Below are 24,617 nucleotides of genomic sequence, written 5' to 3'. Positions count from 1 at the left end.
AAATGGGACAAGGGACCTGACCCCTAATTTTTAACTGTTTTTCTTGCCTGACTTTCGTGTAATTTCTTCATTGCAAATCGCGCTATTGGCTGGGCAATTAATAGTTCAACCCAAAAAGCAATGAAAAAGTTACGTGGCCAAGAATAAAAGAATGATTGGACTGGCTCCATACTAATTTCTCCCATGCCAATCCAAGATCCAATCACTGTTAGTAAAATAGATAAGATAGTTACGTTAAACAGTATCGTGAATAATACTTTTGCATTAAATCCATCGTTTGGTCCAACGAACTTGGGTACCAATTTACTAACGATTGGGTTCGCAACAAGCGTCACCAATAAAATGACACAGAGCCATATAAATGGAATTATTGAAATGTATTAATATAAACTTCTCTACTAAATCCTAATTCAAAACCTGTAACAATAGGGGCAATAATGTTTACTGAAAGGATTGAAATAATAGCTAAAAACAATACAAATTCTTTTCCGTTTCTAGGCAACCTTGTTTCCTCATGCATATCCGTCAACTCCATATAATAAAATTTCAGATGGCAGACGTATCTCATGAGACATATATTTTTGGTCAATAAACATAACCAATATCTCTACACACTGATTTATACATAGTACCACTATTTTTTAATAGATTTCAAGCTTCATTTTTATCAGTAAATATCAATAATCTCGACGCAGCATAAGAAAATTCCTTATCTGCCAAATAAGTAACATTCATAAGATAATCATCCAACTCATATCATTTATATCAGTGAATTTAGTGTAAAGGAATTAGGAGGATTAACAACATGCAACGTTTAATGTGCAAAGGGAAAATTCATAGAGCAACTGTAACCGAAGCAGAGCTCGATTATGTTGGTAGTATTACAATTGATCAAAAATTAATGAAGGAGGCTGATATTAAACCGTATGAAATGGTTCAAATAACTAATTTAAAAAATGCCACAAGATGGAAAACATATGCCATACCTGCTCCAGAAGGTTCCAAAAGAATTTGCTTAAACGGCCCCCCTGCCCACTTGTTTTCACCAGGAGATCTTGTCATTATTCTAAGTATGGCCCAAATGTCGGAGGAAGAAATTGAAACACTACGTCCAAAAGTGGTTTTTGTAGATGAAGAAAACAATATAACCAAAGTGGAGGAACATGATCTACATTGGCCAGAAGGTGTAAAACAGTAGCAAAAATGCCAGCTGAACATATCAGCTGGCATTTCTTTTTCCTCTCATTTCACTCGCTTTTCTAATAAAGGTTCCGAAATCCCCTCTATTCCAACTAACCCAATTAAAGCCAGAAAATTCTTTTGCACGCCAATAAAAGCCCCAGTCGGATCATACCATTCATTAAGGGTATGAGCAGAACCAGCTTTTCCACCTAACCCTAAAGTGACAGATGGAATCCCTAAACTCATTGGATAATTAGCATCTGTACTCACTGCACCTGCTAGTGATGGCTGGCCAACAACTTGTTCAATGGCTCCATAGGCAGCTTGAACAATTGGTGCATCTTTGGGTTGACTTGCCGGTGGGCGATTTCCAAATTTATCGATATCCACTGTTATCGTATTGCTATCCCATCTTGTATTTTCTAACTCAGCGGCTTTGCGTACTATTTGCAAAAACTGTTCCTCTAGTTTGTCTAACTCGGTCTGATCATTCGATCTTAGGTCAACAGTCATTCCCGCTTCTTCTGCGATCGCATTTACCGAGGTTCCACCCCAAACCTCTCCTACGGTAAATGTTGTTTTTGGATCTACTTTGGTTTGAATATCTGAAATGGCGGATATAGCTCTACCTAGCGCATGGGTTGCACTTGGAATACCAAAGTCACTGAAACTATGCCCACCATCCCCCTTAAGTGTAATCGTATAACGATAACTCCCTGTACCTAAGTAAACAATGCTATCTGCTCCTGGAGCATCTATAGAAATGAAACCATCAATATCCTTGTTTTCATGGAAAAATGCCTTCACCCCTCGCAAATCTCCTGCTCCTTCCTCTCCCACTGTTCCACCAAAAATAATATCACCAACCGTTGGTAAATTAGCGTGATTAACCGCTCGTATAACCCCTAATAATTCTGCTAATCCTCTGGTATCATCACTGATACCTGGCGCGTACAAAATCCCATCCTTTTCAGTCACGCTCACATCCGTTCCTTCAGGGAAGACGGTGTCTAAATGAGCTGAGATGAAGACTTTTGGACCTTTTCCTGTCCCGTATCTAATTCCATATACATTCCCTTCATCATCCATACGAACATCAGAAAGACCTAAATCCTCTAATCGTTTCTTAAAATCCTCCGCACGTGTCTTCTCTTTAAATGGTGGTGCCTCAATTTCCGTGATCGCAATTTGTTCCGCCACCGTTCTATCATGATCCGATTCAATAAACACCAACGTCTCCCGAATCATTTGATTATCCATTAACCTTTGATATGTACTACTAACACTTGAATTCCCCATCGACTTCCTCCTTTGTTATTTGGGGTCAGGTCCCTTGTCCCAGTCCGATTCAGGCGGTTGTTTGGGGTCAGGTCCACTGTCCCAGTTTCTTTCGGGGTCAGACCCTTTGTCCCAAATATACACGCTTTAACGCACTCTATCAATCACACTTTTGGATATACCAGTAATTCTTGATAATTGTCTAGTTGTTACTCCTTTTAAGCTTTTTAGTTCTAAAATAATTTCATTTCTTTTATTCTTGTCTATCTTTTGAAGTTCACTACTGTGAGGAAATCCAATTTCGGAAAGGTATTTTTTCACATTATCATCTGAGGACTTTACCATTATTTGATCGTCTAAGCATTCATCATCATTTGGAGCGTGCATATAATCTGTGTACATTTGAATTGCTTGTTTTCTATCTGGGGAAAATTGATGGAGGGCAAATTCAATATCTAAGAAGGTAGATCTATTAAAATATTCATTGACACTTGTCCATTTACATTCAAATACATTTGATGCTAAACCAGCCTTCAAAGGATTTTGATGTATGTACCTTATTACTTTTAAAAAGTAGGAAAGCGAATCTACTGGTTCACTTTTATACCTACCTTGAAATAGAGATCCTGAGCGGTCATATCTATTATTATACCAATAGACATAGCTTGCACTAATCCTTTGAACAGCTTTTGATAGCGCTTCGTCATTCTCTTTTATTAATAGATGGATGTGATTATCCATCAAACAATAACCATAAATATGAAAGTTACTTATGTTTTTAAACCTTTTAACCGTTTCTATAAACCTTATTTTGTCCTGATCATCTTCAAAAATAGTTTGTCTATTAATCCCTCTCATCATAATATGATAGATACCACTATAGCTTTTCACCCTTGGCTTCCTTGACATATAACTCACCTCAATTTGGGGTCGGGTCCGCTGTCCCACCTGTATAGTTTTTATATAACATAATCTATATAGAAACTCCTGTCAAAGATGCCTTTCGCTCGTAAAATTAGATTTTGTAATAATAAGCAGTTAGAAAATTAAATAATAATTTGTGATTCAGAGGAAGAATCACAAATTGTACTACCAATAATAGTCTATTAATCAATTTTTAATTATTTTCAAAATGGGTCGGAGTGGGACAAGGGACCTGACCCCACTCATCACTCAACCACTACATAACAAACGTTGACTGGTCCGTGAACTCCGACGATTAATTTCATTTCGATATCTGCGCTATTACTTGGTCCTGTGATAAAACTGATACAGGATGAAACGTTATGTCCTTCTTGATTTGCTTCATGTATTTGCTTTGTTGCTTGCGTCATTCGTGGAACAATCGTACGTTTAGGTATGATGGCAATATAGGTCCTAGGCAATAAACTAATCGATCTTCCATTGTTTTTATTATTAAACAATGTCACTGTACCTGATTCCGCTAACGTAATATCACTAAATGTAATGCCAACATCTGCACGTTCCGCAAATTCACGGTTCTTATTCCCAAAATTCGGATCCCATATATGAACTTCCTTGCCATCCTGGTGTAACTTATCAAATAAGCCAACTAACCCATACGATACATTTCGTTCATCATTCGCAGCCACAATTGAGTTTCCATCAAAACCTTCAATCGTTTCTGCAAGAACGTTTACCAAATTCTCTTTATTTGTGCGCTTAAAATCGGTATGGATCACTTCGCACTGTTTTTCTAATACGTCAACAAGCTCATCCTGAGAAAAATCACGGTACACATCCCACTGCGGATTCACGCTCCACTCAGGACGCTTTACATCTTGTGTTCGACGTTCACGGCCAAGATTTTCAGCAACATTATTTAAAAATGATTCTCTATTTTGGATTCCCATTATAACTCCCCCCTTTTTGTCGTTCCTTATACCAAGCTCGGAAGGATTGCTTGCTCGGTGCAGGGAAATTACGGGAATCCGTCCAGCCCTTCAAAGGCCCAGGTCCACTTGAAATAGACTCATCTTTCGTCCAGAGTTTTAATGCTGGGCGAGCGACTTTTGTACTCATCTTATACGCTGCTGGACTCGATGCCCATTTTGCATACCCCTTCATCATCATCTTCTCTGTTTTCGGTGCCTTATTCTCCCGCTCCACAATAATTTGACGATGTCGAATTAACATTTCATGTAACGGAATTTTTACCGGACACGCTTCGGTGCAAGCACCACATAATGAAGATGCATACGGTAATTCTTTGTGATCATCATATCCATCCAATAGTGGTGAAAGGACAGCTCCAATTGGGCCAGGATAAATCGATCCATACGCATGCCCGCCAACATGACGATAAACTGGACAAACATTAATACATGAAGCACAACGGATGCAGTGTAGAGCAGCTTGAAACTCAGTACCCAAAATCTTCGAACGTCCATTATCCAAGATAACTAAATGGAATTCCTCAGGTCCATCCACCTCGTCCTCCAACCTAGTTCCCGTAAGCGAAGTAACATAGCTCGTTAATTTTTGACCAACTGCAGCTCTTGTCAATAAGCTAACCATGACCTCCAGTTCTTCCCATGTCGGGACAATCCTTTCCATCCCCATTACGGAAATCTGTGTATCTGGTAATGCTGTTGCAAGTCTAGCATTTCCCTCATTCGTTACTAACGTTATCGCACCCGATTCCGCTACCGCAAAATTGCAACCAGTGATCCCTACATCCGCTTGTAGGAATTCTTGCCGTAACTGTTCCCGTGCAAATAATGCGAGCTCCTCTGGGCGATCCGATTTATCATAACCTTTTTTCACAGCAAAGGTCTCGCGAATTTGACCTTTATCCTTGTGAAGTGCCGGTGTTACGATATGGGATGGTGGATCTTCATCTAACTGTAAGATCCATTCCCCTAAATCAGTTTCAATAACTTCACTTCCCACTTCTTCTAGGGCATGATTTAAGCCAATTTCTTCGGTTACCATCGATTTGGACTTAACAATTTTCTTCGCTTCTTTCTTCTTAACAACTTCCTTAATATACTCATTTGCCTCTTCTGCAGTTTGTGCAAAAAAGACATTTCCACCTCGTTTGGAGACTTCATCACTAAGCTGCTCTAAGTAATAATCGAGATTTTCTAATGTGTGACTTCGAATTTCTTCTCCTAAGGTACGCCATTCTTCCCAATTACCTAACTCTTCTGCAGCCACTAATCGACCACTTCGAAAGCGACCTTGTGCGGAGGATACAGCCTTGCGCATAAAGTCATTTTTTATGCCATCTTGCACACGACTTTCAAATGGAGCATTTCCGATCTTTATACTCATTTCCTATCCCTCCATTTTATTGGCGATAATTTAAAATCCCTGTGATGTGCATGACCTCTACCTTCTTACCCTCACGAGCCATCCTACCACCTATGTTAAGTAAACAACCCATGTCACCACCGACCAAAAATTCAGCATTAGTTTCCGAAACATGCTGTGATTTTTCACTGACCATCTGTTCCGAAATAGCTGCATGTTTAACGGCAAATGTCCCTCCGAACCCACAACAATCCTCAGCTATTGGTAACTCAACTAACTCAACACCTTTAACCTGTTGAAGTAATGCCTTCGGTGCATCCTTTACTCCTAGAATTCGCGTCATGTGGCACGATGGGTGATATGTCACTCTACCTTTAAATGTGGACCCAATATCAACCACGCCGATTACATCTACTAGAAACTGAGTTAACTCATACGATTTTGCAGCCAATTCCTTAGCAGGTTCTTCCCAGTCAGGATCCCCAGCGAATACTTCAGGATATTCACGTAACATTCCAACACAAGACCCTGATGGACCAACAACATATTCAGAGTCCCTAAAAGCCCGCATCATTTGTTTCATCGCTTCTTTTGAATCTTTCAAATACCCACTATTATAAGCTGGTTGCCCACAGCAGGTTTGTAGCTCCGGAAAATCCACTTCACAACCGACACGCTCCAAAATCTCCACCGTATCTTTCCCGACATTAGTTGAAAAAATATCACATAAACACGTAATGAACAACGAAACCTTCATTCCGCATCCCTCCTCTTGGGGTCAGGTCCCTTGTCCCAACGGGACAAAGGACCTGACCCCAAATTACTTCAACCCCTAATTCAAGTCCAAAACTCTTATTCCCTTGATGAAAGCAAGTTGAAGCTAATCCATCAAGGGAAAATCTATGACTCTATTATACAAATGGGACAAGGGACCTGTCCCCTAAAAAATACCCTAAAAAATATGAGCTCCGATAATGGTAATAATGATGACTACAAATCCGGCGATTGCTTCACTTGTTGTATAGGTTTTTAATCCACCTTTAACACTTAAACCTGCTATCTTAGTTGAAATCCAGAATCCACTATCATTCACATGTCCTAACATTAATCCACCAGATAATGAAGCCATGGCTACCCATACTGGATGAACGTCAACGCCAGCGGAAACACCTGCCATAATAGTCATAGTAGTTATACCAGCTACTGTTCCAGAGCCTGTTATCGTTCTAAATAAAACACCCATAAAGAATGCTACTAATAGTACACTAATTGTGGAATGTGCATCACTTACAAAAATATTTAAAATCGCTTGGTCAATCCCAGTACTTTTAATAATAGTACCGAATGAACCACCTGCACCTGTAATTAGTAGTACAATACCCGCTGCCTGCATCGCTTCAGAAGATGATAAATCACGTTTATTTTTATTTAACGCTTTTGCAGCTACAAAGTATGCAACAATTGTACCTGCTAGTAATGCAACAATACGATCACTTAGAAATGTTATAATTGCAGGATTTTCGTCAAAGAAAACGTTACCAAAAGATCCGAATAAAATTAGAATACTTGGCAGTACGATAGGAATTATCGATAAAAATGCCGATGGACGATTTTCTGGGATATCCATTGTACCATATGGATTCTCCATTGTTGCATCCTCATCCGTATCCTTATTCCAGAAGCCTTTATCTAATATCATAAAATATATTTTTACAGTACATAACGTACCTAATAAACCTACAATAACACCTACTACAATCATAATACCTAAATCAAAATCTAAAATCCCAGCTGCTGCCAATGGATTAGGTGTTGGGGGAACCAATGTATGTGCTATTGCTGCCCCAATAATGATAGCCCCTACTGCGTATGGTAGTGGTTTATTAATTTTATTTCCTAATTGGATTGCTAAAGGAACTAAAATAATAAATGCTACATCGAAAAATACCGGTATTGCAAGTACAAATGATGCAATCCCTAAGGAATATAATGCCCACTTTTCATTCGTTCGTTTTAATATTGCCTCTGCAATCGAGTACGCTCCTCCTGAATCCGAAATAAGCTTACCTAGAATCACCCCTAAGCCAATAGGAATACCAAGATCTGTCATTAATCCACCAAATCCCTGTGATATTCCATCTAATGTACCAAGTAAACCTAGCCCGGATGCAAGTCCCATAAATAAACTCGCCATCACAAGTGAAATAGCTACATTTATTTTAAACTTTACAACAAGACCTAGCATAATGACTAGGGATATACCTAAATAAATAAGTAATAACGTATCTTGACCCATAACTTTTCCCTCTCCCTTTGATCTATTTACATGGCAGACGAAAGGCTAACACTTCAAATCTGCCATGTATTTTATTGGTTAACCCCTTTATTTTTCTTTATAAACTTGAGTCAAATTAGCATCTTTTGATAAAGTAACTCCAAACCCTGGACGGTCATCTAATTTCACTTTTCCATTTTCTGGAATAACTTCCCCTTCTAATAACGGATAATACTGTGGAACCACTTTATCAGCATTCGGACTCATCACTAGATATTCAGCAAACGGACTATTCGTTTTCGTAATGACATAGTGATAGCTATACACGCCACTACCGTGAGGAATAACATATTTTCCATAGCTCTCAGCTAAGTTACCAATTTTTATTAGTTCCGTTAAACCACCACACCAACCAACATCTGGTTGAATAATGTCTAGGTCACTAAACTCCATTAACATACGAAAACCATAACGAGTTGCTTCATGCTCCCCACCAGTTACCATCATATTATTTGGTGCCCGTTTTTTCAGATCACGATATGCCCAATAATCATCTGGATTGAAACATTCCTCAATCCACTTAAAACCTAACTCAGATGATTTTTCCATCAACTTTTGTGCGTATGGTAAGTCAAGCGCCATCCAGCAATCCCACATGAGCCAGAAGTCATCGCCTACTCGATTACGCATCTCAGCAGCATGTTCTATATTTTTACGTAATCCTTCTTCTCCATCTGCAGGACCATATACTAATGGAAGCTTGCCACCGATAAAGCCCATTTCCTTTGCTAAATTAGGACGCGGCCCCGTTGCATAGCAAGATATCTCTTCACGAACTTTTCCACCAATCATTGCATAAACAGGTTCCTGTCTTACTTTTCCAAGTAAATCCCACAATGCTAAATCAACTGCAGATATTGCATTCATTACAACACCTTTGCGACCATAATACATAGTTGCACGGTACATTTGATCCCACATTTTTTCTACATTTTCAACAGGCTGGTCAACAATAAATCGATCCAAATGATTCATTACAATCCATGCAGCGGGATACCCACCAGTTGAAATCCCAACACCAATCTCACCATGATTGGATTCAACCTCTACTACTAATGTTTTTAATGCATTAATCCCAAAACTTGTTCGTGTTTGCCTATATTCTGGATAAATACTCATTGGTGTTGCAATCTGATTAACAATCCAGTGTTCTTGTCCTTGGTCATGGTAGTCCCCACCGCCACCACCTACGACATATGCACGGATAGCTTTTATTTTATGTCCAGTTACACTCATCTTTTTTCCTCCTCAAACTCTTACTTCTTTAAGTCAAGAAAAATTTTACTATTTTTCACTTTTCCTTCGATTAACTCCATAAACGACTGTTGACCTTCTTCTAAAGTGCGAACTTCTGTCCAACCATCTGGTGTTACCTTCGATTCAACAAGAAGTTGCACAGCATCCCAGAAGTCTTGCCTTGAGTAACAGAATGAACCTAAAACGGTAATTTCACTACGGATAAAATGGTTAATCGGTACTGGAGTCTCATCAATACCTAACCCTATATTCATAATTACTCCACCTGGATTAACTAGTTTAGCAGATTGAGATCTTGTCGGTAGAAAGCCAACCGCATCAATTACGACATCAACCCCTTTGTTACCAACAATTCCTTCAAGTTTCTCCTCAAAATCAGGATTACCATTATTCAGTGCATGCTCGATCCCAATATCGCTTAATGTTTGTAATCGATCCTCATTAATATCAGCAACAATAATGTTATTAGCTCCTATTTCTTTCGCAACAAATGAGCTTAATAAACCAATTGCACCAGCTCCATATATCAACACATTTGGAACCGTATGCTGTGCCATTGCTCTTCTAACTGCTCGGAAACAACATGCAAGTGGTTCTGAAAGTGTTGCAGCATAAGAGTCAAATTTTTCTGGTACTTCTACAATAGAACTTGCGGGGACTGCAACATATTCCGCAAAGCCACCAGAACGATGAATACCGATGATTTGTCTATTCTCACATAGTGGCCCATTCCCACGGACACATTGCTTACAAGTTCCACACGTTAGCAGTGGGTTTACTACCACTTTTGACCCCATATTTAAACTATTTACCTCGGCACCAAGCTCCTCAATATGGCCACTAAATTCATGTCCCATAACTAATGGTGGCACACGCAAACTATTATGTCCTAAAAATCCTTCGATTTCTGACCCACATATACCAACAACATCCACTTTTACTAGAACTTCATTCTCTTTTAATTGTGGTATAGGTCTTTCCTCAACATCAATTTGTTTTGGTCCATTCCAAGATAATACTTTCATCAAACTCTCCCCCAATGCTGTCTAGTTCACTTTATTTTCTAATACACCAATTTTCTCGATTTCAATTTTGCATCTATCACCAGATTTTAAAAATACTTGTGGTTCACGAAAAACACCTACCCCATGTGGAGTTCCTGTTGCAATGATGTCACCTGGTTCAAAGGTGAAGCCTTTTGATAAATATGAAATAAGATGTGAAATATTAAAAATTAAATGCTTTGTATTTGAATCCTGTAATGCTTCCCCGTTTACCTCTAATTTAATATCTAGATTATGTGGATCTTCAATCTCATCCTTCGTTACAATAACCGGACCAAGGGGTGCAAAAGTGTCATACGATTTACCTCGAACCCATTGCACATCTTCAAATTGAACATCACGTGCACTAACATCATTCATAATGGTGTAACCGAATACATAATCAAGTGCATTTTCTTCAGAAATATTTTTTCCTTGCTTTCCTATCACAACAACTAATTCTGCTTCATAATCAACCTGTTCGGAGTCCTCAGGTAATTCAATTGCTTCACCTGGTCCAACAATACAAGAAGCCCATTTAGAAAATATCATTGGCTTTTTAGGTGGTTCGACATTTTGTTCAATACAGTGATCCATGTAATTGTTTCCAACACATACTACTTTTCCAGGTTGAGATAAAGGTGCTTGAACAGTAACTTCATCAAGCAAATATGTAGCTTCGGAAACCTCATTCTCATTTTCTTTTGCCCAAGCAAATACATCACGTACTACAGGCATAACTTCTTCATTTAACGTTACTAATTGTTCGAGATTTGTTATCAATGGAACATCACGCATAGTTGACTGTTGATATAAATCAACAAGCTTTGAAAGGTCAAATATTGTTCCTCCATTTTGAATTCCGACTTTACTAGTTTCATTGTTTACTTGAAAAGTAAGTAATTTCATTATGCCACTCCTTTTACTTTGTTCTTGCCAGTAAACGATCGATACAAAAACAAACGATTGACACCGCTTCCAATAAGCTGAAAAAAGATGCAATCGGTCTATAATTTTGTCTTTCGTTTTTATATCAGCTTACTTTTCAGAATATAATAGTTTTCTTTTTCAAATCACTTAGTTTATTATAGTAAACTAAGTTTTGTTTGATGAACTAATCATAGTTTAACATATGCATCTTAATTGTCAAATATTTATCAAAATTTAAATTAACAGTTAGTTTTATAGAAAAGAGAAAAAGCCACATGTCGACTAATGGAAGACATGTGACCTTTCGAGTTATTATATTTTTTTATGAATAATTAGATTAACGTACTAAAACTCAGTACATTTTAATACTTCACTGGAAAACAATTATGAATACCCAACATACCCATTACCCTCGGATAGTTTATGAGCTAGTTTTGTAATTTCCTCTTTAGCAATTTTCTTTTTTTTAAGCCAACTAGTTTCAGTCATAGTAAAACTAACCCCGTACACAACCTTATTACTATGATCATATATAGGTGCTGCCACACAATAAAAACCATCGGCACCCTCTTGTTCTTCTACTACATAACCATCAATTTTCGCTTTTTGAACTTGCTCCCATAATTGGTCTACGTTTTTTACAGTATGCTCTGTTTTTTGTTCAAAATAATAGTTTGGAAAAATTCCTCTTAATTCATCGTAGTTAAAATTAATTAACTGAATTTTTCCGATTGCTGATGCATAGGAAGGATACCTTGTCCCAGGATCTGTTACCAAACGAACTGGAGAACTACCCTGCTCTCTTCCAATATAAAATACTTCATTTCCAATTAATTTCCCTAATTGAATATGTTCATCTACTATTTCGATAGCTTTTTTAGCTTCTCTTGAAAATGCTTCCAAAATATTGAATTGATTTAAATAATTAGACCCTATAAAACCTAACACGGAACCCAATGAATACGTTTCGCTTTTCTCCTTATGGATCCAACCAAGGGATTCTAGTGTATTTAATAAAGAGTACATGGAGCTTTTGTTGATCTCTAATTTATTCGATAGATCAATTAACCTTAGTTCTTTTGGATGTTTAGCGATTTGTTCAAGTATTAAATTGGCTTTTTCTAATGCTGGAACCCAATATTTTTGTTTACTCAAAACTCACTCACCTCCAGATATTAATATATAAAACCAAGTTTGCTGTTATAAACTTCCATCAGTTTAACAGGATTCAAAAAAATGTCAATCCCGGTTTTTTGGGGTCAGGTCCCTTGTCCCATTGGGACAAGGGACCTGACCCCCCTAGTAATTCACCCATTCCTTCTCATAAATCTCAATTAGGTGTGGGTCTATTAATGTATTGGGCTTTAATTCTACTAGATCCCCGTTCTTCTTTACTATTTCTGAGTCTTCATCCTTCCCGAATACTGCTAATGCAGGTAGCATGTCTGGAGTGATAAATTTAGTTGGGACGGAGATCTCGATTTCTGCAAGATCGATCGCCTCTCTACTTGCCATTACAAATCCCCAATTACCAAAGCTAGGCACATCAACATGGAAATGCTCCGTATATAACCCTGTAGATGAAACAGTCTCTGCAATCGTCCAGTACACTTCTGTCGCAAAGACAGGGCTTGTCGCCTGGATCATGACTGCTCCTCCAGGTATTAAATGATTTCGCACCATCGAGTAAAATTCCTTCGTATACAGTTTGTTTAAACTTTCATTATTCGGGTCAGGTAAATCAACAATAATGACATCAAACCACTCATCTGTTTCCTCTAAATACTGAAAGGCATCCGTGTTCACAACCTGTACTTTTTCATTTTTCAACGCACCTTCATTCGCTTCAAGTAAATGCCGATTAGTATTAGCCAATTCAACAACAGCTGGATCCAAATCAACGAGCGTAATAGACTTCACCCCATCATATTTAAGAACTTCCTTCGCTGCAATTCCGTCTCCACCACCCAAGATCAATATGTTCTCAGGATTTTCCGCATACCCCATCGTAGGGTGGACAAGTACTTCGTGGTAACGGTGCTCATCAATCGAACTAAATTGTAGCTGCCCATCTAAAAAGAGACGAACATCTTCTTTATCTTTCGTGATGGTAATTTTTTGATAGTTACTATCTTCCATATGAATTATCGGATCCTTGTATAGCTTTTGTTCAAACTTAAATGCCATTGCTTCCCCAAAAAATAACCCAAGCATTAATATGATTCCAATACTAACCCCAATCACTGCATGTACCACAAAATGCCGAATTTCTTTACGGAATAGCCATAGCACAATTAAGGCAACCGTTAGATTAATACAACCAACTAAAAAAGCTGTTTTTACCATGCCAAAATAGGGTCGGAAAAAGAATACAAATAGTAGTCCACCAATTAAGCCTCCAGAATAATCAGAAAATAACACCCGAGCTGTGCTTTTATTTAAGGTGACACCAATTTCATTTGCTTTACGAATAAGAATCGGCAATTCAACCCCTGTTAACGCACCAACTAATAAGGTAATTAAATATAAATAAAACGCATCGGTTCCAGCAGGAGCAAACGCTGTAATTCCAAACATCGTAAAACTAGAAAAACCACCAATAATAGCAACACCAAACTCAATCCACACAAACGTGATAATTAGGTTTTTCATAAACTTTTCACTTAAGCTAGCACCAATCCCCATCCCTGTTAAGAATAAAGAGATGGTTAGCGTATACTGTTTGACCCCATCACCTAATATGTACGAACCTAATGCACCAAATAATACTTCAAATATAATTCCACAAATCGATACAATTCCAGATGACCAATAAATAATTTTACTTTGTCTAATTGCTGCTTCATTCAAGTTTGATCCACTCCACCTAAAAACTAGCCTGATAATAATAAACGGCCAAGCAAGAGCCTGACCGCCAACCGAAATATTCCGTTACGTAATGGAAGCACCGATTACTAATGCTAATCCAATCGATACACCCATTGAAATAATCCCTACTGCAATATTATTGTTTTTAAGTTGCTCTTCCACGGAAAAATTTCTAGTTAATAAATCGAAAATCCAATAGGCAATCATTTGTAACGCAACACCAACTGCACCCCAAATGATTGTTTCGTATATTACATTGCTATTATAGATCGCAAACGATAGAATGATACAAATCCCAATGATCTTCCCGACGATTGACAATGCAACTGCATGATTCCCATTTTTAACTTCTTCCATGTCCTTGTATTTTCGAGTCATGTTCTCAAAAATAATTAAGCCGATTACCACAATAATGATTGCTACCACAAAATAAATTAACGTAGAGATAAATGGTTCCATTTTATCACCTTCCCTTTATTTTCCTGTTCCAGGGCCTCCCCCTCTAAATGTCGTGTTTCCACGACCGGACGAACCCCCCAAACCTCCCATGCCTGTATATCCACCTTTGTTACTGCTGCCCCAATTACTTGTCCCTAACATACTCTCTAATAGTCTGATAGAAAAATATGTACTTAAAAAGTTCGGTGAGTAGTTTCGTCTAACAAACTCATCACTTGCAACCTCGATTAAAAGTACATCAGAGTCCTCTTCACTTTCCCTTAATGTAAGAAAGTGATCTGGATAAATTAAAATTTGCTGATTATCCTTCACTTCACTTATTTCCCTTGGTTCAATAGCATTTGAAATAACAGAACTAAGCTCTGTAAGTCCAAATTGAGTAGTGGCATAGATTTCTGCTTTAGAACCATCACCACTTACCTCATCCATCCTCGAAAAATTAGCTTCGATTACATCATCGATTTCATAGTTAGTCGAATGATTAATCGTCTCTATGATTTCATCTTTCGAAGGTTCATTCGGAATATCTTCAGCCGCAAACGACATTCCTTGGTCGATCCCACGAGATGAACATGAAGCTAAAAGAATCAATAGGAATAAAAGCCCGATAAGTAACATCCCTCGTTTAAACAAATCAATCCCCCTCTTTACAGGATAAGGAGCAGCTGTTTGTCTCAGGTGACTAGACTGCTCCTGTAGCTACCTGCCTACTTTTTACTCATTTTTTCTTTTAATGCGGCTAATTCATCATCAACACTATCTTTCTCTAGATCCTTAAACTCATCATCTAAAGTGCGGCTTTCCTGTGACATATCATCACTTGTTTCTGCTTCCGCTTCAAATTGCATAACTTTTTCTTCCATGCGCTCAAATCCTTGCTTGGATGCGTCATTGCCAATAGAAGACATCGTACGATTAATTTTTGTACGAGTTTTTGCGGATTCAGCTCGCGCTTTTAAGGAATCTTTTTTCAGCTTCATTTCCTGATATTCTTTTTTCATTTCATCTAATTTATTGCGTAGCATTTCCGAATCATTCTTAGCTCTTTCCCATGATTCCTGGAAAGATGCTGCGGTTGAATCATGGTCTTTTTTATCTTGAAGTGCACGACGAGCTAGCTCATCATTTCCTGCTTCAATTGCTTGTTCTGCTTGCTTTTGTCTTTTTTCCACCATAGCATTGGCATCATCCAATTTACGCTTTAGCATTTTTTCATTGGCAATTTGTTTCGCAACTGCCGATTCCACCTCACGGATATCCTCTGCCATATCACGCATGTACTGATCAAGCATTTTCACCGGATCTTCCGCTTTTTCTAGCGCACTATTTAACTCTGAACTCACAACTGTTTTTACACGTTTAAAAAATTTAAACATAGTTACCCTCCTCAAAAATTTATCTTTTTATATTCATAAGTCTGACAGTTAGGTCCTTTATAGGGATTACCTTGATCCTGCCATGATTTTAATCTCATATGGTTCAATTGGATATCCTGAGCTTGCTTCTACCTCAGTTCCCCAAGCTTCCAAACTGATGAATTTGGATTCATCATTGTTTGCATAATCAGCGTATTCCATTTCCGCTCCTTGCAAGTTTGCACTTCTACCTTCACCAAGTATCTTAGCTATACCAGATTCATCTAAATAATAGGTCTCACCCTCATGCGTAAGTTCCTTTGGAAACGGTTTGGATACAGGCAACTGAACTTTTTTATAAATACCAAGTTCCAGTTCATCATCCATTTCCGCTGCTAACCAAATTGTATCATGTCCTTCTAGTAACTGATACCCATACCACTCATAATTTCCATCTCGATACGTAATTTTTCCAACTACTTCGTAATCAACTAAATCATAAGTGATAATGTCACCAACCTTTATAGATAATACAGTTCTTTCTTTCGGTGCTGGTTCACTACTTTTATTCTTTGAAAAAATCTTAGAAAACAGACCCACAACTTCACCTCACTAACTAAAAATATTCCAATCGACACCTAGTAATACGTACCCACAAAAAGAAAAGTTTCAAAAAATTTTTGGGGTCAGGTCCCTTGTCCCATTCATTGCAAAAACGTAGAATCCAGTTTATACTCCCTATTATACTATGTTTCACATAAAAGAAATAACTAAAACTAAGGGGACTTTTTTAATGGATGTTTTGGGGAGACATATCATAGCTGAATTATGGAACTGCAATATTGATGTATTAAATAATATCAACCTTTTAGAGCAAATCTTTGTAGATGCAGCCCTTAAAGCAGGTGCTGAGGTTCGCGAAGTAGCCTTCCATCAATTTGCACCACATGGGGTTAGCGGAGTTGTTATTATTTCCGAATCCCATTTAACCGTCCATAGCTTCCCAGAACACGGGTATGCCAGCATCGATGTTTATACATGCGGTGAAAAGGTAGACCCAACCATTGCTGTTGACTATATTATTCAAGCATTAGATGCAAAAACAAGCGAAAAAATCGAAATTCCACGTGGGATAGGACCCGTAAAACCACAACCTGGGGTCTGAGGCAACCTGGGGTCTGACCCTCTGTCCCTGGCAACCTGGGGTCTGACCCTCTGTCCCTGGCAACCTGGGGTCTGACCCTCTGTCCCAGACAACCTCGGTTCTGACCCTTCATCATGTAAAACACCTTCCATTTATTTGTAACATATCCATATATTCGCCATAAAATAGAAGATTCTTTTTTTAAGATGCAAAAGAGGGACAGGTTTCCTGTCCCAAAAATTTCATGATAAAATCATAATTAGAAAACGAACACGCAATGACAGATACCTTAGTTGAACGAATGCAGATAGAATAATTTCACACTTTCCTATCCTGCAAGCTGATTAAACCACCACTAAAGGAGAATAAATATGAAACTCTTAATCCTCGGATCTGGTGCAATGGGAAGTTTATTTGCGGGAAAGTTAACGCAAAACGGTGTAGACGTAACGTTGTTTAATCGATCAAACCATCATGTCGAAGCTATTAAAAAGGACGGATTAAAGATCATAGATCAACACGGTAATAACACCACTGTTAAACTTCCGATTATAACAAATCCAACGGATCTAACCGACAACTATGATATGATCGTCGTACTAGTTAAAACATTTGCTACAGAAATTGTCTTAGAAACCGTGTTACCATTCATTCGGAGTAACACACCTATTCTTACCTTACAAAACGGGATTGGAAATATGGAAGCTATTAAAAAAATGGCTCCACAACAGGAAGTGTTTGTAGGAGGCACATGGTCCGGAGCAAGTGTCCCTAAGCCGGGAACCATTTTGCATCAGGCATGGGGAAGCACATTTATTGGCGCAGTAGAATCTAACTTCAATCATGACCTACTAGAAAACATTGCATCAGCCTTCACAAAAAGTGGACTCGACACAAAGGTATCTGATAATGTCCAGTCGATCATATGGAGTAAATTACTTGTTAATATTGCCTATAATGGATTAACCGCAGTAACTAGACTTAAAAATGGAGATGCCATACGATTACCAGAAGGCAAACATATTTTAGAGGAGCTAGTTAATGAGGCAATAAAGATCGCCAAGGCAAAAAATATTCCTTTATTGTTTGACCACCCTGTCGACGAATGTATCAGATTAGGAGAAGAAGAGATCGGCATGAATACCTCCTCCATGTTATCAGATATTCTCTACGAGCGAAAAACAGAAATAGATGCAATCAACGGCGCAATTGTGGAGGAAGGGAAAAAGCACAGCATCCCAACGCCCTATAATGATATGCTATTAAATCTAATAAAAATTATGGAAAATAGCTATTCACAGATGATTCATCCAAAATAATCATACATATATAGAAACATGGCATTCATCAAGCATTTATGGTGAATACCTTCGTTGCACATACGCAAGATAGGAAAATATAGACTTTCCTACCCTGCTACCAATAAAAAACAGTCTGATTCGATGATTGAATCAGACTGTTTCTGTTTAAAATAACTATCTTATGATTCCACGATTGTCAATGGTGGCTCCTCTTCCATTAACTCGGTAATTTCATTTTTTTCATTCATGATTGCAACGATTGGTTTATGGGAAGCAAGCTCCTCATTTGAAACAAGTGCATAGGAAACAATAATCACAACATCCCCTTTTTGTACCAATCGTGCGGCCGCTCCATTTAAGCAAACGACACCAGATCCCCTCTCACCTGAAATCACATACGTCTCAAGGCGGGCTCCATTGTTGTTATTAACAATTTGTACCTTTTCATGAGGTAATATATTTACTTCGTCTAAAATATCTTGATCAATGGTAACACTGCCAACATAATTTAAATTTGCTTCTGTCACACGTGCCCGATGAATTTTACTTTTCATCATCGTACGAAACATACTATTTCCTCCTAGTAATCTAAGCTATAGCCAACTTTTTATGACAAATAGCCTTTGTTGTACTTTTGCAGGATACAAAAGTTCCTTCCTAGTTAAAACGCTCTATAATGTCTCCGTTTTTATCTAAAAGCAGATTATCTATCAACCTAGCTTGCTTATAGTATACAGCAGTAGCAAGAATTACTTGTTGATTGATCGAGGTCACTGGCTTTAATGACGGATAACTTAATAATTCGACATAATCAATTTCCCCAGAAATATGGGCTTCAATCGATTTGGTTACTTCACGGATTATTTGATCAGGATCTGTTTCACCAGTTAGCATGAGCTCACGTCCTGCTTGTAAACCTTTATAGATCCAAATTGCTTCTTTTCTCTCCTGTTCAGATAGATTGACATTACGACTACTCTTTGCCAATCCGTCTTCTTCTCTAACAGTCGGTAACCCTACTATGTTAACTGAGAAGTTTAAATCACGGATTAAGGCATCCACAACAGCCACTTGCTGTGCATCCTTTAACCCGAAGTATGCACTGTCTGGACGAACAACATGAAATAACTTCGTTAATACGGTAAGCACTCCATCAAAATGACCAGGACGGGAACTACCACATAAAACATCGACTCGCTCTTTAATCCCCATTTGAATAAGCATTGGATTTGGATACATTTCATCCACAGACGGTATAAATAATACATCGACTCCTACTTTTTCAGCACGTCGTGTATCCGCTTGCTCATCACGTGGATATTTTTCATAGTCTTCATTCGGACCAAACTGTAATGGATTAACAAAAATACTGGCTACGACCACATCGTTCTCTTTCTTCGCTTCTCTCATCAAGTTTAAATGTCCCTCGTGAAGAAATCCCATCGTTGGAACAAATCCAATCTGCTTCTTTTCTTCTTGAAAAAATTTACTCGATTGCTTCATCTCTTCAATCGAACGGATTACTTTCATTTATTTCTCCCACCTTACTACTAAGCTACCTTACTTACTAAAAAAAGAATGCTCATCCGTTGGAAAACGCTCTTGCTTTACATCGGAGACATATGCTTTTAGCGCTTGGGTCCCTTGGACATTAAAATCAGCATACGATTTCACAAACTTCGGCAGGCGGTCAACACCATATTTCATAATATCGTGATAAACCAATACTTGTCCATCACAATTTAAGCCGGCGCCAATACCAATTGTTGGGATATTGACGGATTCTGTTACCATTTCTGCCAATTCTTTTGGAACACACTCTAATACTAGTGCAACTGCCCCATGCTCCTGTACTTTCTTAGCATCTGCTAGAAGTTTTTGAGCTGCTGCTTTGTCCTTCCCTTGCACCTTAAAGCCACCAAGTACATTGACAGATTGTGGGGTTAACCCCAAGTGTGCAACCACCGGAATCCCTGCATCTGTTAACCTTCTAATGAAAAGCAAGATCTCCTCTGATGCCCCTTCAATTTTTAAGCTTTGAGCATTGGTTTCTTGGAAAATCTTCGCTGCATTACGTAAAGCGTCTTCTACAGAGATATGATAGGACATAAATGGCATATCAACAACCGTGAACGTATTTGGCGCACCGCGTTTTACTGCTTTTCCATGATGGACCATGTCCTCCACTTTAACCTCAACAGTTGACTCGTAACCTAAAACAACCATCCCCAATGAATCCCCGACAAGGATCATATCTACTTCTGCTTGTTCTGCCTGTTTCGCTGAAGGATAATCATATGCTGTGACCATCGTAATTTTTTCCTCGTTCTGTTTCATCTTTTTCAAATCTAACACATTTAACATACGTAATCTCCTCCCTACACACTATTCGAAATCTCTATATGGTTAAGTCGATTTCCTGTACCGTTGTAATGATATTAATTATACCGTACAAAAGAAGAAACAGAAATAAAAAAGCAGATGGACTACATTTTCTATAAAATGAATTTTTGAAATATTGACTTAAATTCGTCATTTAATTTATAATTATCCCATGCAATAACCATTCGACTCATGAAGGAAAGGGTGCCTATCATGGATAATAATCATCAACGCAATTCAATTGATTCCATATATAATCATTCAGATTTTCAACACATCGTTCGAAAAAAGAATCGTTTCCTTTTCATCATGTCTTCCTGTTTTCTTACCTTTTATCTTGTTCTCCCACTACTCTTTTTTACGATACAGACAAAATTTAGTGGAATGTTTGCTTGGTTCTACGTATTTTCTTTATTCCTATTAACCTGGTTAATAGGATGGATCCATTGGAAACGAATGAAGGATATCGAACAACAGGTAAACAAATTAGCAGAAAGCAAAACACGTTAGGGGTTAATCTATGAATCTAACATATTTCATTTTCTTTCTAGCAATTGTCATCGGTACACTAATTATCACTCATTGGGCTGCTGAACGAAGCAAAACAACCGATCAATTTTATGTAGCCGCAGGAAGTTTATCAGGGATTCAAAACGGACTGGCCATTGCAGGGGATTATATTAGCGCGGCTTCTTTTTTAGGAATAACAGGATTAGTTGCTTTCTATGGATATGATGGTTTTTTATATGCTGCAGGATTTCTTGTATCCTATGTTATTTTACTGTTACTGATCGCTGAACCTGTCCATCATCTAGGAACGTACTCAATTGGCGATGTGATTGCTGTACGTTTTTCTGGTCGGAGAATGCGGTTTGCTGTTGCAACGACTGGCATCATTATTTCTATTTTATATCTGATTCCACAATTAGTAGCATCCGGTCTATTAATCCGCTTGTTATTAGGTGTGGATTACGCAGCCTCCGTTTGGATTATCGGTACCCTAATGACTATATACGTTGTGTTTGGAGGAATGGTGGCAACATCGTGGGTTCAAATAATAAAGACTGTGCTTTTGATGTCTGGAACATTGCTTTTGTTGTTCATTTTATTGTCATGGGTGAAATGGGACATCCCTTTCTTATATGACCAAGCAAAAAAAGAAAGCCCATTAGGGGAACAATTTTTCTTACCAGGAAATCTATTTGAACAACCAATTGAAATGCTATCACTGACCTTGTCCTTAGTTTTAGGTACTTCCGGTCTTCCCCATATTTTAATTCGGTTTTTAACGGTAAAAAATGCAAAAAACGCTCGTCTATCTGCGATGTCAGCTACTTGGTTAATTGGGTTCTTTTATCTAATGACATTAATTTTAGGGGTTGGAGTCATTGGACTTGTCGGTTGGGATAGTCTAGCAAACTCTGATCCAGGTGGAAACTTAGCTATTTTCCTTTTAGCTGATGTGCTAGGCGGTGATTTCCTTGTAGCATTTGTATTGGCAGTTGCGTTTGCAACTATTATTGCCGTCGTTACCGGCTTAATTTTTGCAGCCACATCCGCTTTTGCCCATGATATATACTTTCACTATTTCATGAAAAAGAAAGTAAGTGAACGCAAACAACTTTTTGTTGCACGATTAACAGCAGTGGTAATAGGTTTTATTGCCATTGGACTATCCATTGGATTGGAAGATAGCAATGTAGCCTATTTAGTTTCGATCACCTTTTCTGTTGCTGCATCAACGATTTTTCCTTTATTGCTTCTTACTTTCTATTGGAAGCGTTTTAACCGTGTTGGTGCATATGCGGTACTATCAGTAGGATTTCTAATTTCTTTATTATTAGTCGTCATTGGTCCAGAGGGATTTCATATCATATCACTTTATAATCCTGGAATTATTGCCATTCCATTAGGATTTATAGCTGCTATTGTTGTTTCCTATTTCTACCGCAATGGGGATCAAGGCAAGTATAAGGAGATGATCGTAAAAATCCATGCAAGCATGGGAGGTCGAGATACATGATTGAATTAACGATTATCTTGTTTCAGCGAATTGGTCTGTTATTACTCATGGCTTTTATGTTGACCAGGATCCCTAGATTCCGCTCGCTACTGGATCGAGATATTACCATAAAAACGGTCATCTACCACTCCTTAGTGTTTGGACTAATGAGTATTGTTGGGACACATGCTGGAGTAATCATGCATGGAGAAGAATTGATCATTAAAGCATTGGTTATCGATATTGGTAACGATGAGGTACTAATTGGTTTTAGCCTTGTCGTTGTCATGATTGCTGGTTTATTAGGAGGGCCATTGGTTGGCCTTGGGGCTGGAATTGTTTCCGGCATCTACATCGCTTTCCTTGGAGGTGATGCCTGGGTAGCTAATTGTATCATTAATCCGATGGCAGGACTCATTACAGGTGGAACCGGGCAATTTTTTTCCGAAGAGCGAGTCATAGCACCAAACAAAGCCCTATTTATAGGTATTTTCCCACCTGTTCTACATATGGGAATGCTATTAATGGTTTTGCCAAACCAACAGAACGGCGTGGAAATTGTGAATACGATAGGAATACCGCTTGTAATTACCAATTCGGTAGCACTAGCGATTTTTACGATGATGATTCGTGTCGCGTTAAATGAAACAGAAAGAGAAGCTGCCATCGAGACAAATCGTGCCTTATCCATTGCTGAAAAGGCATTGCCCCTACTAAGGGAAGCACCTGGAACTATGAATGCGAAAAAAATGGCACAGTTACTGTACCAAGAACTGGATGTCGCAGCGATTTCTGTTACAGATCGAACGCAGGTGCTCAGTCATGTTGGACTTGGCGATGACCATCATCGTTCAATGGAACCGTTAAAAATGCGTCTCTCACGCAAGGCGGTAGAGCAAGGAGAAATTCAGGTTGCTTATGAACAGAGCGATATTCAATGTCGGTATGATGCTTGTCCACTGAAAACAGCCATTATGGTGCCTATTTTTCGATCTGGAGAAGTTATCGGCTTAATCAATCTTTATTTTCGACATTCTCAGCAAATACGAGCCGTTGAAGTGGCTTTAGCAAAAGGGCTTGGAATGATTATTTCCAACCAAATCAGCGGATTTGAAGCAGAAAGAATGAAAGAATTATTAAAGGAGGCGGAAATGCGTAATTTACAGGCGCAAATTAATCCTCATTTCCTATTCAATACATTCCATTTAATTCATTCCTTATTACGAGTTGATGCTGAAAAGGCCCGTCATATACTTTTCCAATTAAGCCAGTACATGCGAGCAAATTTAAAAATCGCAAGTGACTCTTTAATACCATTAAAAAGTGAATTAGAGCATGTACATGCATATATTGAAATCGTAAAAGCAAGATTCCCAGATCAAATCGTGGTGGATATTGATATAGAAGATGGATTAGAAGACGTACTAATTCCCCCTGCTACATTACAGCCACTAGTAGAAAATAGCATTCAACACGGGCTTAAAGATTGTCAATGCAAGGGAGTTGTTCGCGTTCAAATTACTCAAGTGAACGAACAAATCTATTGCAACGTTACAGACAATGGACAGGGCTTTCCAGAGAACTTGCTACCACTATTAGGCGAAAAACCATTACACCTAAAAGACGGGAATGGTACCGCACTATATAATATTAATCAGCGAATAAAAGGCATGTTCGGTAACGATAACAGATTACATATAGAAAACATAGACGCGGGAAGTAGGATTTCATTTTATTTACCGATTCGGCATACCTTTAAACAGGAATCTTTTCAATCCGCAAACCATGTAACCTAGAAACGGAGG

At 38.3% G+C, this 24,617-nt stretch carries 26 protein-coding genes; 6 read left to right on the top strand and 20 right to left on the bottom strand.

Annotated features, from left to right (window positions below):
- Nucleotides 1-23: 23 nt before the first annotated feature.
- Nucleotides 24-335 (bottom strand): DUF2798 domain-containing protein, encoded by a 312-nt coding sequence (locus GMD78_RS21820; RefSeq protein WP_484549344.1) that lies wholly within the window; start codon nt 333-335, stop codon nt 24-26.
- A 32-nt stretch (nt 336-367) separates the two neighbouring features.
- Nucleotides 368-520, bottom strand: a complete 153-nt coding sequence (locus tag GMD78_RS21815) for a hypothetical protein (RefSeq protein WP_343042109.1) — start codon at nt 518-520, stop codon at nt 368-370.
- A gap of 285 nt (nt 521-805) precedes the next feature.
- On the opposite strand from GMD78_RS21815, the gene panD (GMD78_RS04055) reads away from it, so the two are divergent.
- Nucleotides 806-1,198: an aspartate 1-decarboxylase gene (gene panD / locus GMD78_RS04055; protein WP_155667375.1), complete on the top strand. Its 393-nt coding sequence runs from the start codon at nt 806-808 to the stop codon at nt 1,196-1,198.
- Nucleotides 1,199-1,242: 44 nt separating this feature from the next.
- Here the strand turns inward: panD (GMD78_RS04055) and GMD78_RS04050 are convergent, their stop codons facing one another.
- The 15 genes from GMD78_RS04050 to GMD78_RS03980 form a co-directional block, all read right to left on the bottom strand.
- The gene (locus tag GMD78_RS04050) at nt 1,243-2,481 is read right to left on the bottom strand and encodes a M20/M25/M40 family metallo-hydrolase (RefSeq protein WP_155667373.1); all 1,239 of its coding nucleotides are present in this window, start codon (nt 2,479-2,481) and stop codon (nt 1,243-1,245) included.
- A 126-nt stretch (nt 2,482-2,607) separates the two neighbouring features.
- Nucleotides 2,608-3,369, bottom strand: coding sequence for a transposase (locus tag GMD78_RS04045; RefSeq protein ID WP_155667371.1), 762 nt, complete (start codon nt 3,367-3,369; stop codon nt 2,608-2,610).
- A gap of 260 nt (nt 3,370-3,629) precedes the next feature.
- A complete protein-coding gene (locus tag GMD78_RS04040; protein ID WP_155667369.1) occupies nt 3,630-4,334 on the bottom strand; it encodes a LutC/YkgG family protein in 705 nt (234 codons plus the stop codon).
- Nucleotides 4,318-5,757 carry a LutB/LldF family L-lactate oxidation iron-sulfur protein gene (locus GMD78_RS04035; protein WP_155667367.1) on the bottom strand — a complete coding sequence of 480 codons (1,440 nt, stop codon included), beginning with the start codon at nt 5,755-5,757 and terminating at the stop codon, nt 4,318-4,320. Before GMD78_RS04035 ends, GMD78_RS04040 begins: the two co-directional genes overlap by 17 nt.
- A 16-nt stretch (nt 5,758-5,773) precedes the next feature.
- Entirely contained in the window at nt 5,774-6,493 is a 720-nt protein-coding gene (locus tag GMD78_RS04030; protein WP_155667365.1) for a (Fe-S)-binding protein, read from the bottom strand.
- Between the two features lie 195 nt (nt 6,494-6,688).
- The gene (locus tag GMD78_RS04025; protein ID WP_155667363.1) at nt 6,689-8,032 is read right to left on the bottom strand and encodes a GntP family permease; all 1,344 of its coding nucleotides are present in this window, start codon (nt 8,030-8,032) and stop codon (nt 6,689-6,691) included.
- Nucleotides 8,033-8,119: 87 nt separating this feature from the next.
- Complete coding sequence (rhmD, locus tag GMD78_RS04020; RefSeq protein WP_155667361.1) at nt 8,120-9,307, bottom strand: L-rhamnonate dehydratase; 1,188 nt, start codon at nt 9,305-9,307, stop codon at nt 8,120-8,122.
- 20 nt (nt 9,308-9,327) lie between these two features.
- Nucleotides 9,328-10,353 (bottom strand): alcohol dehydrogenase catalytic domain-containing protein, encoded by a 1,026-nt coding sequence (locus GMD78_RS04015; RefSeq protein ID WP_155667359.1) that lies wholly within the window; start codon nt 10,351-10,353, stop codon nt 9,328-9,330.
- A 21-nt stretch (nt 10,354-10,374) separates the two neighbouring features.
- Nucleotides 10,375-11,280: a fumarylacetoacetate hydrolase family protein gene (locus GMD78_RS04010; RefSeq protein ID WP_155667357.1), complete on the bottom strand. Its 906-nt coding sequence runs from the start codon at nt 11,278-11,280 to the stop codon at nt 10,375-10,377.
- 405 nt (nt 11,281-11,685) lie between these two features.
- Nucleotides 11,686-12,456 carry an IclR family transcriptional regulator gene (locus GMD78_RS04005; RefSeq protein ID WP_155667355.1) on the bottom strand — a complete coding sequence of 257 codons (771 nt, stop codon included), beginning with the start codon at nt 12,454-12,456 and terminating at the stop codon, nt 11,686-11,688.
- A gap of 144 nt (nt 12,457-12,600) precedes the next feature.
- Nucleotides 12,601-14,151 (bottom strand): polyamine aminopropyltransferase, encoded by a 1,551-nt coding sequence (locus GMD78_RS04000; RefSeq protein ID WP_155667353.1) that lies wholly within the window; start codon nt 14,149-14,151, stop codon nt 12,601-12,603.
- Nucleotides 14,152-14,232: 81 nt separating this feature from the next.
- Nucleotides 14,233-14,628 (bottom strand): DUF350 domain-containing protein, encoded by a 396-nt coding sequence (locus GMD78_RS03995; RefSeq protein ID WP_155667351.1) that lies wholly within the window; start codon nt 14,626-14,628, stop codon nt 14,233-14,235.
- A gap of 15 nt (nt 14,629-14,643) precedes the next feature.
- Nucleotides 14,644-15,261: a DUF4247 domain-containing protein gene (locus GMD78_RS03990; protein WP_155667350.1), complete on the bottom strand. Its 618-nt coding sequence runs from the start codon at nt 15,259-15,261 to the stop codon at nt 14,644-14,646.
- Between the two features lie 74 nt (nt 15,262-15,335).
- The gene (locus GMD78_RS03985; RefSeq protein ID WP_155667347.1) at nt 15,336-16,004 is read right to left on the bottom strand and encodes a PspA/IM30 family protein; all 669 of its coding nucleotides are present in this window, start codon (nt 16,002-16,004) and stop codon (nt 15,336-15,338) included.
- Between the two features lie 66 nt (nt 16,005-16,070).
- A complete protein-coding gene (locus GMD78_RS03980; RefSeq protein WP_343042108.1) occupies nt 16,071-16,583 on the bottom strand; it encodes a DUF4178 domain-containing protein in 513 nt (170 codons plus the stop codon).
- Between the two features lie 193 nt (nt 16,584-16,776).
- Between GMD78_RS03980 and speD the strand changes: the two genes are divergently transcribed.
- Nucleotides 16,777-17,148, top strand: coding sequence for an adenosylmethionine decarboxylase (speD, locus tag GMD78_RS03975; protein ID WP_155667345.1), 372 nt, complete (start codon nt 16,777-16,779; stop codon nt 17,146-17,148).
- Between the two features lie 350 nt (nt 17,149-17,498).
- Nucleotides 17,499-18,446, top strand: a complete 948-nt coding sequence (locus GMD78_RS03970) for a ketopantoate reductase family protein (protein WP_155667343.1) — start codon at nt 17,499-17,501, stop codon at nt 18,444-18,446.
- 161 nt (nt 18,447-18,607) lie between these two features.
- Here GMD78_RS03970 and panD (GMD78_RS03965) read toward each other — a convergent pair whose 3' ends face one another.
- The 3 genes from panD (GMD78_RS03965) to panB all read right to left on the bottom strand — a co-directional run bounded on the left by panD (GMD78_RS03965) (nt 18,608) and on the right by panB (nt 20,792).
- Entirely contained in the window at nt 18,608-18,997 is a 390-nt protein-coding gene (gene panD, locus GMD78_RS03965) for an aspartate 1-decarboxylase (protein WP_155667341.1), read from the bottom strand.
- Nucleotides 18,998-19,085: 88 nt separating this feature from the next.
- Entirely contained in the window at nt 19,086-19,958 is an 873-nt protein-coding gene (gene panC / locus GMD78_RS03960) for a pantoate--beta-alanine ligase (RefSeq protein WP_155667339.1), read from the bottom strand.
- A 30-nt stretch (nt 19,959-19,988) separates the two neighbouring features.
- A complete protein-coding gene (panB, locus tag GMD78_RS03955) occupies nt 19,989-20,792 on the bottom strand; it encodes a 3-methyl-2-oxobutanoate hydroxymethyltransferase (RefSeq protein WP_155667337.1) in 804 nt (267 codons plus the stop codon).
- Nucleotides 20,793-21,023: 231 nt separating this feature from the next.
- On the opposite strand from panB, the gene GMD78_RS03950 reads away from it, so the two are divergent.
- From GMD78_RS03950 to GMD78_RS03940, 3 genes are read left to right on the top strand one after another with little or no spacing between them, the layout of a single operon-like run.
- Nucleotides 21,024-21,320, top strand: coding sequence for a DUF485 domain-containing protein (locus tag GMD78_RS03950; protein ID WP_196493716.1), 297 nt, complete (start codon nt 21,024-21,026; stop codon nt 21,318-21,320).
- Nucleotides 21,321-21,330: 10 nt separating this feature from the next.
- On the top strand, nt 21,331-22,833 hold the full coding sequence (locus GMD78_RS03945; RefSeq protein ID WP_155667333.1) for a solute symporter family protein: 1,503 nt from the start codon (nt 21,331-21,333) through the stop codon (nt 22,831-22,833).
- Nucleotides 22,830-24,608, top strand: coding sequence for a LytS/YhcK type 5TM receptor domain-containing protein (locus GMD78_RS03940; protein WP_155667331.1), 1,779 nt, complete (start codon nt 22,830-22,832; stop codon nt 24,606-24,608). The genes GMD78_RS03945 and GMD78_RS03940 overlap by 4 nt, the downstream gene beginning before the upstream one ends.
- The last annotated feature ends 9 nt before the right edge of the window (nt 24,609-24,617 follow it).

Origin of the sequence: Ornithinibacillus caprae (assembly GCF_009728145.1) — a bacterium.
GTDB lineage: Bacteria > Bacillota > Bacilli > Bacillales > Amphibacillaceae > Ornithinibacillus > Ornithinibacillus caprae.
This window is presented reverse-complemented; position numbering and strand designations above follow the sequence as displayed.